This window comes from Vibrio sp. D3 (genome assembly GCF_043995865.1).
GTDB classification, from domain to species: domain Bacteria; phylum Pseudomonadota; class Gammaproteobacteria; order Enterobacterales; family Vibrionaceae; genus Vibrio; species Vibrio diabolicus.
The window spans coordinates 765,322-778,915 of record NZ_CP171886.1; the positions used below are offsets into that span (position 1 = coordinate 765,322).

13 protein-coding genes are annotated in these 13,594 nt (G+C 44.1%); 4 read left to right on the top strand and 9 right to left on the bottom strand.

The window, feature by feature from the left end:
* Positions 1 to 30 precede the first annotated feature (30 nt).
* The 6 genes from ACHFJ9_RS03240 to ACHFJ9_RS03265 all read right to left on the bottom strand — a co-directional run bounded on the left by ACHFJ9_RS03240 (position 31) and on the right by ACHFJ9_RS03265 (position 6,851).
* The gene (locus ACHFJ9_RS03240; RefSeq protein ID WP_167427859.1) at positions 31 to 1,404 is read right to left on the bottom strand and encodes a carbohydrate porin; all 1,374 of its coding nucleotides are present in this window, start codon (positions 1,402 to 1,404) and stop codon (positions 31 to 33) included.
* 532 nt (positions 1,405 to 1,936) lie between these two features.
* Positions 1,937 to 2,668 (bottom strand): hypothetical protein, encoded by a 732-nt coding sequence (locus ACHFJ9_RS03245; protein ID WP_203347616.1) that lies wholly within the window; start codon positions 2,666 to 2,668, stop codon positions 1,937 to 1,939.
* 312 nt (positions 2,669 to 2,980) lie between these two features.
* Positions 2,981 to 3,700 carry a beta-ketoacyl-ACP reductase gene (locus tag ACHFJ9_RS03250; protein WP_005392780.1) on the bottom strand — a complete coding sequence of 240 codons (720 nt, stop codon included), beginning with the start codon at positions 3,698 to 3,700 and terminating at the stop codon, positions 2,981 to 2,983.
* 300 nt (positions 3,701 to 4,000) lie between these two features.
* Entirely contained in the window at positions 4,001 to 4,795 is a 795-nt protein-coding gene (locus tag ACHFJ9_RS03255) for a metal ABC transporter permease (protein WP_395355220.1), read from the bottom strand.
* Between the two features lie 3 nt (positions 4,796 to 4,798).
* Positions 4,799 to 5,725, bottom strand: a complete 927-nt coding sequence (locus tag ACHFJ9_RS03260; RefSeq protein ID WP_395355222.1) for a metal ABC transporter solute-binding protein, Zn/Mn family — start codon at positions 5,723 to 5,725, stop codon at positions 4,799 to 4,801.
* Complete coding sequence (locus ACHFJ9_RS03265; RefSeq protein WP_145534518.1) at positions 5,715 to 6,851, bottom strand: hypothetical protein; 1,137 nt, start codon at positions 6,849 to 6,851, stop codon at positions 5,715 to 5,717. The genes ACHFJ9_RS03260 and ACHFJ9_RS03265 overlap by 11 nt, the downstream gene beginning before the upstream one ends.
* A 207-nt stretch (positions 6,852 to 7,058) precedes the next feature.
* Between ACHFJ9_RS03265 and ACHFJ9_RS03270 the strand changes: the two genes are divergently transcribed.
* Positions 7,059 to 7,730 (top strand): cupin domain-containing protein, encoded by a 672-nt coding sequence (locus ACHFJ9_RS03270; protein ID WP_317387282.1) that lies wholly within the window; start codon positions 7,059 to 7,061, stop codon positions 7,728 to 7,730.
* A gap of 73 nt (positions 7,731 to 7,803) precedes the next feature.
* Here the strand turns inward: ACHFJ9_RS03270 and ACHFJ9_RS03275 are convergent, their stop codons facing one another.
* Positions 7,804 to 8,043, bottom strand: coding sequence for a YdcH family protein (locus ACHFJ9_RS03275; RefSeq protein ID WP_005392770.1), 240 nt, complete (start codon positions 8,041 to 8,043; stop codon positions 7,804 to 7,806).
* A gap of 232 nt (positions 8,044 to 8,275) precedes the next feature.
* On the opposite strand from ACHFJ9_RS03275, the gene ACHFJ9_RS03280 reads away from it, so the two are divergent.
* Positions 8,276 to 9,313, top strand: coding sequence for a DUF4382 domain-containing protein (locus tag ACHFJ9_RS03280; RefSeq protein WP_395355225.1), 1,038 nt, complete (start codon positions 8,276 to 8,278; stop codon positions 9,311 to 9,313).
* A gap of 114 nt (positions 9,314 to 9,427) precedes the next feature.
* Here ACHFJ9_RS03280 and ACHFJ9_RS03285 read toward each other — a convergent pair whose 3' ends face one another.
* Positions 9,428 to 10,297 (bottom strand): GyrI-like domain-containing protein, encoded by an 870-nt coding sequence (locus tag ACHFJ9_RS03285; protein ID WP_395355227.1) that lies wholly within the window; start codon positions 10,295 to 10,297, stop codon positions 9,428 to 9,430.
* Positions 10,298 to 10,422: 125 nt separating this feature from the next.
* Here ACHFJ9_RS03285 and ACHFJ9_RS03290 point away from each other — a divergent pair, with 125 nt between their 5' ends.
* Both ACHFJ9_RS03290 and ACHFJ9_RS03295 read left to right on the top strand, forming a co-directional pair.
* A complete protein-coding gene (locus tag ACHFJ9_RS03290; protein ID WP_395355229.1) occupies positions 10,423 to 11,571 on the top strand; it encodes a PLP-dependent aminotransferase family protein in 1,149 nt (382 codons plus the stop codon).
* 411 nt (positions 11,572 to 11,982) lie between these two features.
* Entirely contained in the window at positions 11,983 to 13,011 is a 1,029-nt protein-coding gene (locus ACHFJ9_RS03295; RefSeq protein ID WP_395355231.1) for a hypothetical protein, read from the top strand.
* Positions 13,012 to 13,117: 106 nt separating this feature from the next.
* Here ACHFJ9_RS03295 and ACHFJ9_RS03300 read toward each other — a convergent pair whose 3' ends face one another.
* Positions 13,118 to 13,444: a DUF4156 domain-containing protein gene (locus ACHFJ9_RS03300; RefSeq protein WP_025592803.1), complete on the bottom strand. Its 327-nt coding sequence runs from the start codon at positions 13,442 to 13,444 to the stop codon at positions 13,118 to 13,120.
* Positions 13,445 to 13,594 lie beyond the last annotated feature (150 nt).

Below are 13,594 nucleotides of genomic sequence, written 5' to 3' on the forward strand. Positions count from 1 at the left end.
TTCTTATTACTCTTTCTCGGTTAGATCCCTTTAGAACCAAGTTTCCATTTGCAGTGCAAACAGAACTTCACCACCATCACCCATCGTTGCAGCGCCCGCATCCTGGCTAATCGAGTAGCCATTCAAGTCTTCGCTCCAATCAACGTAGCTAACAGCAAAACGTAGCTCCGGACGGTCAAAGAAACCTGCTGCGGTAGACATCTTAAGCGTTGGTGCAATTGTCGCTTTGTAAAAACTGCCACTTGCTTTATCAATCGCATTGTCTAGGTCCATGTATTGGTATGAGCCTTCATAAACCATCTCAAAGTTTTGCGTAAACTCTTGCGCTAAGCGGATGTTGAACGATGCCCACGTGAATTCATCATTTTTAGCAAAGCGATCTTGGCTGTGTTCTGCTAGCAACGCAGGTGCTACACGCCAGTTGTCGCCGATGCGTGTTACACCATAACTGAACAAACGTACGGCTTTTGCGTCTTCTAGCAAATCACCGTTTGAACCAATGCCTTTAAGTTCCGCACCCAGTCCATCACCCATCAAAATACCAGTTTTAGAGAAGCCTTCACTCATGCCAAAGAAGGTATCGCCATGGTAGGCAAACATCGCATGTAAACCTTTGTCCGCTGCACCTTCTACGCGATCATTGTTATCAGCAGACGTCATGCCGCTCAGCATCAATTGCCAATTACCAAAGCGGTTGTTCATTGTCGCGATATAGTTTTCAACATCCGTTGACGAGCTATCAATCTCACCAAAATCACGACCATAGATCGAGAAGTTTGCTTGCCACGAATCGCTCATTTGGACGTCATACACGCCAGCACCAGTACCAGATAAGAAAACGATATCCGAGTCAAAGAAGTGAATGTCAAAGTTATCACGGTCAAATCGTTTACCTGCCCAAAAAGTTGCGTCAGCAAACGCACTTGATTCAGAGAACATGCTCAACTTGTTTAGCTCAGCATATACCTGACGAACGTTTAATTGACTCTCGCTCGCCGTCCATTCGTTATTGGTTTCCGTACTATCTGCCAGCATGATTCGGAACAATGCGCTGGAACCATCATCTGCAAAGCGTTTGTGAATAAGGTTTGCTTCCACATAATGATCATCCTCAACCCCTAATCGTCCAATTGGGGCGCCAATAGCACCAGCTGCCGTCATGTAAGGACCAGTACCCACTGCACCATTCAGATCATCATTAATGAGCAGCCCGGAACGAGCGTAGCCATGAAACTCAAAGCTTGAGGCTTTCTCATTTGCTTCTGTGGATACTTTTTCTGTCTGTTCAAGTCTCTGTTCTAATTCATTAATTCGCTTTTCAAGAGCGTCAACATCTGTTGTTGCGAATGCAGGTGCAGTAACCAGCCCAAGCGCTACTGCCATCGTCAAAGTGTGTAGTTTCATTTCCATAGTCTCACGTAAATTTATACTTAGGTTATCTGCAAACGTTCCCAAGAAAAATTGCAAACTTATGGTGACTTTAAATATCCATCTAAAGCCTGAATTTCAGAGCGCTCAGATACAGAGCGTCTCTACCACTTTTGTCAATGGGGCGATAATATATAAAATTTTCGGGAACGTTACCGCAAGGAAGCGAATTTGTTACTTCTATCACGTTCAATGGTGTTACTTACATAAAAATCATTAACCAGCGCACATTTGAATGGTAATGAGAAACAGGCATTGAAATTCAGCCTTATTAACAGGTGGCATTGTGGCAGAGACGTTGGCTCAACGTCTTTTATAGATTGTCTTGTGGTTAGAGCGCACAAAAAACTTCATAGAATCAGTGAGAGCATTGGCTCCATGCATTTTAATATCTACAAAACTCATTTTTTGAACATAAATGAGTTTTGTAAAATCCAATAATCTTGCTCATGGTCACATCGGTTTCGAAAAGCCACTCATTACCAAAAAGTAATCAAGCTAATGTAGTCTAATGCATCTCAACGTTATTCTCTTTGGCGACTAGTAAGTATTTAATTTGATGTTGAAAATCTGCCTCAATTATCTCTTCTCGACCTTTGGACATAACGGTGTCGTAAACCATGTTTACATATTCATACGGCAGATATTTATCAAAAACATGAACTATATCGTCGTTAATTAAAATTTCACCGTAACAAGCTAAGTCTTCATCAAACGTATTTTGGTAACAAGATATTTTAGAACTATCCCATCCAGAGTAAAATTTGACACTCTTGACATCGTCATACATCGCAATGAATAACTTTTCGATTCCAAGCTTTCCTTCAGCCTCAAACCTCGACTCAAAGTTAACATAGCCGATAGCAATACCTTCATTAGAAGCTGAGTAATCTTTATTAACTCCGTAGTGGACTTGGTTTTCTCTAAGTTTAGAATTGCCAATAGCTTTCCAAGTTAGGCGGTTCCCATCAATATTTTCACCAAATGTAAGCTCTTCTTTGACCTCAATAATTTGGTTCGCCAATTGGTAAGTTAAAGGCAGGTCAAGATCCGGAACGCTAGTGGCAAGACTTAGACCTTTCCTGCTATGTTTTTCGTAAATTACCTGATGTTTTCTTGGCTCGGAGTGAGAGCTTACAACTATCCATCCGCTTTCTTCAGTAGATGGGTTAGTTGATTCGGAGTTACAGCCCAAAATAAGAAGAGTTGACGCGCTAAACAGTACAGTTTTTAAGTACATAGTGAGTATTCAAAGTTAATTATTTAGTGGTATTATCATTTAAAACAATATCATGGGCAATAAAATCATACTTTAATACCTCAATAGTTATTCTATTTCGAAGTTAATATTTTTGATTAGCTACATTGCTAGGTTAATAACAGAGAACGATGCCAGAATGAATTACATGTTCTAACTCTATACTTAATCATACAAATCCGGCAGTGCGAAACGAATAAAGTGAACGTGTCAAAAGCCCGAATAGCGTTACCCAACAAAAACGCCCTTCACATAAGTAAAGGGCGTTTGTTATTTGAGATTTTGATTAGCGAGCTATAACACCAACCCACCATCAATCTTGAGCACTTGTCCGGTTATAAACGCACTTTTATCAGACGCTAGAAACGCAACGCCATTGGCAATGTCTTGCGCCGAGCCCATGCGTCCCAGAGGCGTTTTACTTTCCATCATTTGAATGACTTTTTCAGGCAAGCTCTTTGTCATGTCGGTAGCGATAAAACCTGGAGCAACACAGTTGACTCGGATTTGAGCGCCTTTTCTTGCGAACTCTTTCGCCCAGCCTTTGCTCATCGCTATCACGCCACCTTTACTCGCGCCATAATTACTTTGACCAATATTGCCATCCGTTCCCACGATAGACGAAATACTGACAATACTGCCTGCGCCTTGCTCTAGCATGACAGGTGCAACGCGCTGGGTGAGTAAAAACACCGCTTTTAGGTTCACGTCGATAACGCTGTCCCAGTCTTGCTCTAACATGTCTGGCAGCAGTGCATCTCTCGTTATCCCGGCGTTGTTGACCAGAACATCAATGCGTTGATGTTTCGCGACGATGCGGTCGACCACTTCACTTACCGCTGCGGCCTCACAGAGATTCACTTGATAACTTGAAAGGTTTGGCGACTGACTCCACTCCACAGGCGAGATATCTAGTCCCACGACGTGGAATCCATCTTCGAGTAATTGCTCGCAAATGGCCTGCCCTATACCGCGAGCAGCCCCTGTAACGACGGCGACTTTTTCGTCTTTCATCTTGGTCTTCCTTAAATGTTGAGAGTACAAATTCGCTTGTATCCCTAGCGTTTTTTGTTTTTATGCCTAGTCGCGCTACAGCTGCGCTTCTCATACGCAGGGTCTTTTATATCTTATAAAAACTATAGAAACAGTCTGGGAGTCGGATGTGAACTAATCAAGGCAACTTGATGACTATGGCAAGATCAACTTAAGAAAGTGTGTTGGAAGGAGCAAAGTTACACGATTGGAGGACTTGGATAGAAAAGTATTGATCTGATGACTCAAATACTACTTCATCAGACCAATATTACTTGTCTCTTAATCTCTTACAAAAGCTGGTTTTGTTATTTTCACCAGAAAAGGTTGAAGCAAAAGATTAAACAACATTCCAGTAATAAACAGGGTGATCACAATACTCGCACCACTTGGTAAGTCGTAGCGAGCCGATGCGGCAATACCCGATAAAATCCCAACAATACCGATGCTGATACTGGCGACAAAGAATCGAGTTCCCTTCAATGCTGCCGCACATAAAGCTGGAATCACCAACAAAGCAAATTCTAAATAAATGCCGGTTAACTTGACCGTAATGGGCATCAGGATAGCAAAGATCAGATAAAAACCACTACCACACATAAACGCAGGTTTTAACCAAACCAATAGCAACATCGCAGCGGTAATGAGTGCCAAAGGCCAAACGTCTGCCCAAATCGCCCATAACAGTTGCCCATTAAGAATGCCTTGAATAAAGTCTCCGCCGTGTGGGTCTTTGCTCACCAGCAGGATCGCCAGCGATGCAGACACCACAAACAAGCTGCCAATCATGGGCTCTAAATGTTGCTGGTATCGTTTCTCCATTAAGGCAATCAAACCGCAAAGCATCAAAGACATAACCCAAGGGCCAATCATTTCACCAAAGAATGAGCCTGAGAACAGCGCGTATTGGCTCAACCAGTAGTGGCTTAATGCTGCCCCCAATGCCGCAACTTGCGCCACCGCCAAATCTATAAAGATGATCTGACGATTAAGAACTTGTTGCCCCAGAACGATGTTGCCAACTAACGCAATTAAGCCACACAAAACCGCAGGTAAAAGCCATGCATAATCTGCCATGACTTAGATCTTCACTAGAACGGGTGGCACTAACACATCCAGTAAATCATCAATGACCTGATCGTACATCTCATCCAAGCTTTCACCCTCAGAAACGGTCAATGGCAGTTGAATCACAGGTTTGTCAGTATGCTCCTGCAACCAGTTCGCTGGACGCTGATCCTGATGAGAGGAGTAAACAATCGCATCAAAACTGTCGGCATCTAACTTGGTAAGTGATTTCAGGTGAGATGTGGTCGGTGAAATGCCCGGTTTAGGTTCGAGATCGGCAATCTGCTTCATTCCGAGCCAATCGTACAAATAACGATACGTCGCGTGATAACCGACAACTTGCTTACCCTTTAAAGCCGCGCCTTTCTCATTCCATTCATTGAGCTTTTTTTGCCACTTCGCGCGAAACTTCATACCATTAACTTGGTAACTTTGTGCGTTGTCGGGATCAATCGCTTTTAAGCGCTCCGTTACTTTGCGAGACAACGGAATCATGTCATTTGCCGCAAATTGAACATGTGGGTTTCCGTGCGCATGAATGTCCCCCATGCTGCGGTCAACATGATCATGAGAGTCCAACATACGCACGAAATCGGTCGCATAAATCATGCTTTGAGCACCATTTTGAACGGCACTATTGCCACTTCGATTTTGAAGCATCGGCAACCAACCTACCTCCAACTCAGCGCCAGAGCACATCGCCATGTCAGCTTGGCGCATCTTGGCAATCAAAGACGGACGAGCTTGAACATAATGCGGATCTTGCTTAGCCGTGGTTGCTGAGTAAATGGTGGCGTTTGGGGCATGACTTTCAAGAAAAGCTTTCCATTCAGGCTCACAAACGAAAATGTTGAGAGCCAAAGCAGGCGAAGAGATGATGGCAGATCCCGCCGCCATCATCACTAAACTGCATTTACTTATCGCAAGTTTAGAACGCATGTGCACCGTGCGCTCCAAATGTCATTACGTATTGCAGAGTAAACACGTTGTCTGTTTCGCTGTCTTGGTTATCAATGCGAGTGAATTGCGCACGGATCGTACCGAAATGAGAAGAATCCCATGCGATCATCGCATCCATCTCTTTATCATTCAGTGCTGTGAAATGCATGTGATCGCCGTGTGCGTGGCCATCATAACTTTCTGCTTCGCCGTAACGTAGGCCTGTAGACCAGCTTGGGTTGAATCGGTAAACGCCCGAAACATAGTATGCACTTAGGTTGTCTGGTGACTCTGCATCGTTCTTGTATTTGCTGTCTACTACACCGTCTAGCAGCATGTATTCCGCAGATAGCGTGAAGTTGCTGTATTTGTAATTACCATCTGGTGCCCACTTCCACACAAAATCTGCGCCGTATAGGTTCGCACCCGTTACAGCCGCAGCGTGGCTGTGGTCATGTTCTTCTTCGTGACCATGGTCGTGATCTTCGAATTCTTTAACTTTACCATTTTCGTTACGCAGGTAACTTAAACCAAACTGCCAACTTGAAGATTCAGAGAAATCATTACCAAGCTTCATCGTTGTCGTGTAAACACCAACTTTAGAGCCATCTTCAACAGAAGACATCTTGTTGCCGCTTAATGCTTCTACACCAAACTTCACGTAAAGATCGGTTGGCAGAACGATGTTTGCGCGTACACCGTCATCATAGTAATGCGAACCAAGGAAAGTACGGTAAGCAATTGGGCGTTCAACGAAACTGTCAGTGTGCATATGTTGATTGTTGAGGTAACCGAAGTCAGATAGGAATCGACCTGCGCGCACGTTTACACCGTATGGCAATGCCAAAGTTTCGATGAATGCTTCTTCAAGCTCTAATTCTGTCTCATCGCCATGACTTTCAAGAACAGCGGTCAACGCACCGTGAAACTTATCGTCAATATTTGATGATAAGTTCAATTCCGTATGGCCTAGGCCAAAGCCTTCTTCGCGCTCAGAATTATGACGTTGACCATCTTGGTAGTAGCCATCAACAACAACACCAATCTGTGGGTTCGATAATGTATCGGCAAAAACAGGGGACGCAAAAATGCTACCGATCGCGAGAGAAACCAATTTCTTATTCACTACTTCTTTCCTTTTGTTATGTTATAACATTTAATTTTGCAATGTTATAATATAACAATTATCATTACACAAGCAGAAATTTAACTTGGTTCCGACAGCGAGCTCGTATTCAATCCCTGATTTTGACTATCAACAAGTGAATCAATTGATGTTTTTTATACGTATACTATTGAGAGTCAATCATTAGATAAGTAATGGAATTTCAGTATGTTGAATATGGATTTCTCGAAAAGAATCGTGATAGAAACAGGGGAACAGGAGTGGATCGCCAGCCCTTCCAAAGGCGTGTGGCGTAAACCTTTGGAAAGAGAAGCCAAAGAATCAGGGCACACCACCAGCGTAGTGAAGTATGAGCCAAACTCGCACTTTTCGACTCATCCTCATCCTCACGGAGAAGAAATATTAGTGCTCGAAGGAGTGTTCTCTGACGAACATGGTGACTACCCTGCTGGAACCTACTTGCGTAACCCTCCTGGAAGTCAACATGCGCCCTATAGCAAAGAAGGCTGTGTGATTTTAGTTAAACTAAATCAATTCAAGTCTGATGATCTTGAAACAGTTCGCATCAACACGAACGAAGCGAATTGGTTACCTGGCATTGGTGGGCTGAAAGTCATGCCATTGCATGATTTTGAGCATGAACATGTCGCATTGGTTAAATGGCCGAAAGACGAGAAGTTTCAACCACATCGTCACTTTGGTGGTGAAGAAATTTTTGTGTTATCGGGGGAATTTAAAGACGAGCTAGGAACCTATCCTCCCTACTCTTGGATACGCAGTCCACATATGAGTGAGCACTTTCCTTTTGTAGAGCAAGAAACGATCATTTGGGTAAAAACAGGCCACCTACCACTCCAAGCTCCTGCTCAGCAATCCTAATGTTGGAATACTTGGCATCGTCCCTTGAAACTAAAATCGGCTCGTAGATTACGAGCCGATGATCATTGCGTCGCTAAGAGCCCATAATTCTCGAGTGGAGCCAATCTTTGAGCTCAGCTCGATTATGTTTTAACACGTTCATTTCGTGATCATCAATCGGGCTTCCTTGCAGTTCTAGTACGCGGATTTCCTTATCTAAAGCATTGTAGTTTTTAACGGTTTCAGCAAATGATGCATCGTTTTCGGCAAGCTGAGTAATGGTATCCAAATGTTCTGGGAATTCATGAGTTAATGAGTGATTTTCACCTAACATAGAGACCTCTTGGCTAGAGTTATTGATGTATATCTCCGCTCATTTTTTGAGCGACACATTCTTAACCATAGCACTTCATTAAGCACAATATCGTCGATTTGAGCACACTTTTACTGAACGTCTTAATGATGGTTCGTCGCTGTTTTCGGCCCGGTAACTCCGCTCGTTGTTATTCTGTACTTTGTCAATAATCGGCTACATTTAATACACTTCTCATAAAAAGGTACATCTAATGAACAGCATGAAAATTGGCCTAATCAGTGCATCAATAGCCGTTGCACTTATTGGCTGTAATTCAGACAGTGACTCTGTCAGTACAATGACTCCTGTTACTTTGTCCGTATCAGATGCCCCTATTGATGACGTATCAGAAGTGGTGATCACATATAACAAAGTTGCATTTCTTCCTCTTGATGGTGGCACACCACAAGTATTCGATGTGTATAAAACAAACGAAGAAGGCAATTTGGTCGACGAAGATGGTAACCCCCTTCCCGATGGTGAAGATCCACTGCCCCTAAGTGTTAACTTACTCAACTTCCAAGGCAGTGACGCACAAGAATTGGTGGATGATGAACTGATACCAACTGGTAATTATAAACTCTGCGTGTTTGCTAATGATGGCGATCATCCAAACTACCCATCGTATGTGATTGACGAAGCGACAGGAAATCAAATCCCACTGACCGTCAAAGGTGATGGTGCTTGCCCACAAGGTGTCGGAAAGGATCCTGACTCTGGAGTACTGTTCTTTAACAATACCTTTGCAGTCAACCCTGACAATAATGAGTTCGTAGTTGAATTTGATCTGCGCCGTGGCTTAAAAGACGGAACAGGCCAAAACGAAGGCTACAACATTCAACGCACCTCCGTCACTTTAATTAACACGGTTACAACGGGGGAGATTCAGGGTGATGTCGCAACATTGACCTATCAAAGCTGCGAAACGGATACCCAAAGTGCAAATGGATATGCACACGCGATCTACTTATATGAAGGAAATATCGCCGAAGAAAACATGGGGCCATTTGCCAGCGCAGAAGGCCAAGCAATGCCAATCGCAGCAGCGAACGTGGTTCAAGACGTTGATGATGCAAATTACGAGTACGAATTCGGTTTTGTAGAACCTGGTACTTACTCGGTCGGTTATACCTGTACGGCAAATGACGATTCTGAAGACGGCATTGTCGCAGGCGAAACTTTCAGCATTTATCAATCAACTAGCGGACTTAACGTATCCGTTGGTACTAATACAGACGCAAACTTTTAAGATCCCCTAGAAATGGCAGAGTCAGCACAAGCTCTGCCTTTTCTTCATGGCGTTCTTGGTCAGCTCTTTGCTCACTACAAATCGACTCACAAGATAATACGTTCGTTTTCATCCTTAGAAGAAGCTAATGGGCAGATAGAAATCCAGCTCAAACGCCTCATCATGGCTGAGAAAGTGATTTTTATGATAATGGACATAAGCGGGTGTAGAACGCTGTTTAAAGCCAGAGTTAGGCAACCACTTCTCTAGTACCATACTCAGTTGAGGAAGAAGCTCACCATATACGCCCGTTAAGCGAAAGACGGCATGTAAACCGCCTGGGATGGTCATTTGATTCACGACGCCACGCACTTTGAGCGGCGTATCAATCGCCATACAAGCCACATAACGACACTTGTCGAGTTCGACCCAAGCAGGATTGGAGTGATGCAAGCCGTATTGAACCGAAAAGTCCCGATTCTCAGAACTTGCCCACACTTTCAAAATCAGCCACGCATTGCGAATGGAACGGTTATAGCCCTCATGTCGAACATACGCCGCAAAGCGTTGTGGAACCTCCATAATTTTAGGTTCTGGCAACTCGCGTTTAGCAACACGATGATAACCCGCAGCCACTTCCGGATCCTTCAAATACGGTTTTTCTGCGACTTGTAAATCATGCTTTCGCCACGCACCAGGTGACATAGCGAACGTCGCTTTAAACGCTCGGCTAAAAGAAGATACCGAGCTAAAGCCGCACTTGTTAGCAATATCTAACACCGATGAGCTGGTATCAAACATCAGTTGGTTGGCGGCGTATTCCATTCTTGTACGGCGGATATATTGATGGATGGACTCCCCCACTACATCTTTAAAAATACGATGGAAGTGTTGTTCAGAATAGGCTGCTACATCTGCTAGCTCTTTAGCCGATAACTCTCTGCTAATATCCTGATGAATGTAAAACAGCACGTCATTGATTCTGGAAACTTGTTGATGGCTCACGGAGTAAACTTTCGCTCAAATAGCATAAATAGACATGTTTAACAGCATAAATGGACACACCAAGCTTGGCAATTTACCTATACTATTTCTGACATAAAAAAAGACAATTACGAGAAGCACAGCACATGGAAATCGCACAGTCATTACAACAAACTAAGTCATCCTACATTCGAGAGATCCTCGCAGCAGCGAGCGATAAGAACGTCATTTCTCTTGCGGGTGGCTTACCGGACGAAAAAACCTTCCCGATCGACTTAATGAAACCGACGCTCGAAAACCTCGCGAACATGCCAGAGGTGTTTCAATACGGCGCAACAGCAGGCTACGCACCGCTACTTAACTTTTTGACCGATTATTATCAGCTACCAGAATCTCATTTGGCGATGATCACAACGGGTTCTCAGCAAGGGCTAGATTTGATTGCGCGTGCGTACGTGAATCCGGGCAATAAAGTGGTGATGGAAGCACCAAGCTACCTTGGAGCCATGCAGGTATTTGGTTTAGTGCAAGCCAACATCGTGACCGTTTCGCAAACCGAGTGTGGCCCAAACCTTGAAGAACTCGAGCAATGTTTTGCCACGCAGCAACCAAAAATGTTCTACGCCGTGCCCGATTTTCACAACCCAACGGGCGTATGCTGGGCGCTAGAGACTCGCCAAAAAGTTGCCGAGCTTTGTATCCAATACGACGTTGCATTCATTGAAGACGCACCATACCGAGAGCTGCGTTTTTCTGGTGAAGCACTACCGCTGGTTTCGGATTTCTGCCCGCAGCACTCCATCGTGTTGCGTTCATTCTCCAAAATCGCCTCTCCAGGCTTGCGTATTGGTGTGGTAACGGGCAAACGCAGTTACCTTGAGCCACTCATCAAAATCAAACAAGGTGCCGATCTGCACTCTAGTATTCCTATGCAAGCTTTGCTGCATGGTCTACTGCAACATGACAACTTCGAAACGCACATTTCAACCATCTGTGCGCTTTACAAATCGCGTTACGATGTCATGTTTGCTGAGCTGCAAAAACAGCTGCCAGAAAGTTGCGTACTCAAACCTGTCGATGGTGGCATGTTTGTCTGGGTAGAAATTCCAGAATGCGACACCTTCGAACTTGCGAAGACCCTTCTTGCAAACTGGGTTGCTGTGGTGCCAAGCCCGGTATTTTATCCGGAAGGTTCAAAGGTAAAAGCCGCTCTGCGTCTTAACTTTACCAATGCCACACCAGAAGAGCTGACGACTGCTGTCACTCGACTTGCGGATGTACTCAACGCTTTGTAATTGAGCGCATACGTTAGAATCTGCCTTTGAGATTCGAAAAAGTCTCAAAGGCAGCATCAAAAAAGTTCCCAAAAAAAATTTATATTTTCTCTCAAATCAACTCTCTACAGTAAGTACCTGTTTTCTCTTGATCCTCTCACTCATATAAAAATGAGAACCTAATCACGTATTTGATGGTTAGAAAAGTTACGTCTATCTTTCAAACAAAAGACATCAACTTCGCAGCATTAATGTTCTCAATTTCAGACACTTTACTCAGTCGTGGCTTAGCGATTGAGTAAACGACTAGAAAGCATCTGCGGGCATACCCACTACGAAGGATTGACCAGAACCATTCTGAATGTCGCGAGCCAGTCTTTTGATTGGCAATTACGTCAGTGAATCGCACCAAATGACAGAGGGGTTATCAGGATGAACACTCGAACCACGACAGGACTCGTCACCACTGGCTGGTCCGTTATCTTTTCACTTTTTACCGCATTCGCCGCGTATGCGAATACGTCTCCAAACTGTAGTGATGTTTTAGCGGGCAACACAACTGCCGTATCGCAAAAAATGATGGTGTTACTGGGCGAAGACATCACTAAATCCAACCGCATCACCACGGTGATTCCAGCCAAAAACAATCCATTTGTGACCGAAGCACTGGTCTCGGTTTCCAACGAAGTGTCACCCAATGGACGTTTACCACAAAAGACATTGGAAGAGATCAGAAAAGTACGCTCAGATTTGGAAAAAGCCGCACAGGTAGTGAGCCGATTACAAGGTACTTTTGAAGTCGCATTTGTTAGCTTGATTGATGGTTACTGCCAGTTCTCGAACCACGAACTTACTCAGCATGCCAAAATCGACTTTGACCATTTGGAAGGTCTCACGTTGTATTCAATCCCCGCTTTGCTAGCAATGGTGGATCAATCTTACGCCATGGCAGAAAATAGAATTGCTAACGAGCAGGAACAGTTAAGCAACATTGAGAAAGAACAACAGAGACAGAAACAGCAAGCCAGTGCTGCCGCAGCAGCGCGTTACCAAGACGGTAACGTGTTGGTGAAAGTCGAGAATTTTGATGGCTCTAATGTGACGTTTTCCGTGACTAACGTCGGTTCACAAGGTTCATTACAGCCAAACTTCAACACGTTTAATGCCTATCGCACCGAAAGCGGAGAGCTAGTGTATAAATCGGAATCTTTGTTGAACTTAGCAGATACTGCGGGTAACACACTTGAAACCATGGGGATCGCAGAGCTCTCATCACAAGGGGGAAATAACTTGTCAATCTCTCCGGGTGAAACCCGAAAATTCGTCACCAGTATCGCTTCAGAAGTCGCACCACACGCACAGTTAAGCTTGGAGTTCCCAGCCAAAGTATTAAATACCGAACAAGACTTCACGCTGTCGTTTTCTGACACGACGGCTGTGGCTACAGCGAATGTAAATTAGCTGAAAAGTGCTCATCACAACGCGCACAGACGTAAACTTGTTGTTTGACAGCAAGATCAAAGACAGGCACATTTCGCCTGTCTTTGCTTTCGGAAAAGTAAAATTATCACTGTTTGCACTTATAAGCATTAGCAAACATAGTAACCGATGTGGAGAAGTCCAACGGCTCATATAAATACAATGTATCTGCGCCCAAATCTGCCGCTTTGATGCGCATTTGGTTTAACGTACCCCAAACCATGTCTTTATCTGCGTGCAGCCAATAATCATAAAAGTGCCCTTCCGAGCCAATTACCGTTCCCATTAGCTCGCAGTTTTCAATCGCATTCACGTTGTCCCAAAGCACTTGGACTTGCTCAGATTCTTGGGTCGGGAACGTCACACATCCCGTCAATGATGCCGCTAACGCAAGACACATCACTCGCTTTTTCATAGTCATATCGCCTAAAAATTATTTAGATGGCGGATTTTATGAATTGCTTATGTGATGACCAACAAAATATTTCTATCGCCCCTTTAAATAGAAATAATGGAAGCGAAGAAAACTCTAAAGGCAGCGTATACCGCTAGTAATCACATGGCA

Bases quoted from the DNA above. Each gene is read 5' to 3' on its own strand.
- ACHFJ9_RS03240 (WP_167427859.1), bottom strand. From the start codon at position 1,404: ATGAAACTACACACTTTGACGATGGCAGTAGCGCTTGGGCTGGTTACT.
- ACHFJ9_RS03245 (WP_203347616.1), bottom strand. From the start codon at position 2,668: ATGTACTTAAAAACTGTACTGTTTAGCGCGTCAACTCTTCTTATTTTG.
- ACHFJ9_RS03250 (WP_005392780.1), bottom strand. From the start codon at position 3,700: ATGAAAGACGAAAAAGTCGCCGTCGTTACAGGGGCTGCTCGCGGTATA.
- ACHFJ9_RS03255 (WP_395355220.1), bottom strand. From the start codon at position 4,795: ATGGCAGATTATGCATGGCTTTTACCTGCGGTTTTGTGTGGCTTAATT.
- ACHFJ9_RS03260 (WP_395355222.1), bottom strand. From the start codon at position 5,725: ATGCGTTCTAAACTTGCGATAAGTAAATGCAGTTTAGTGATGATGGCG.
- ACHFJ9_RS03270 (WP_317387282.1), top strand. From the start codon at position 7,059: ATGTTGAATATGGATTTCTCGAAAAGAATCGTGATAGAAACAGGGGAA.
- ACHFJ9_RS03275 (WP_005392770.1), bottom strand. From the start codon at position 8,043: ATGTTAGGTGAAAATCACTCATTAACTCATGAATTCCCAGAACATTTG.
- ACHFJ9_RS03280 (WP_395355225.1), top strand. From the start codon at position 8,276: ATGAACAGCATGAAAATTGGCCTAATCAGTGCATCAATAGCCGTTGCA.
- ACHFJ9_RS03290 (WP_395355229.1), top strand. From the start codon at position 10,423: ATGGAAATCGCACAGTCATTACAACAAACTAAGTCATCCTACATTCGA.
- ACHFJ9_RS03295 (WP_395355231.1), top strand. From the start codon at position 11,983: ATGAACACTCGAACCACGACAGGACTCGTCACCACTGGCTGGTCCGTT.
- ACHFJ9_RS03300 (WP_025592803.1), bottom strand. From the start codon at position 13,444: ATGAAAAAGCGAGTGATGTGTCTTGCGTTAGCGGCATCATTGACGGGA.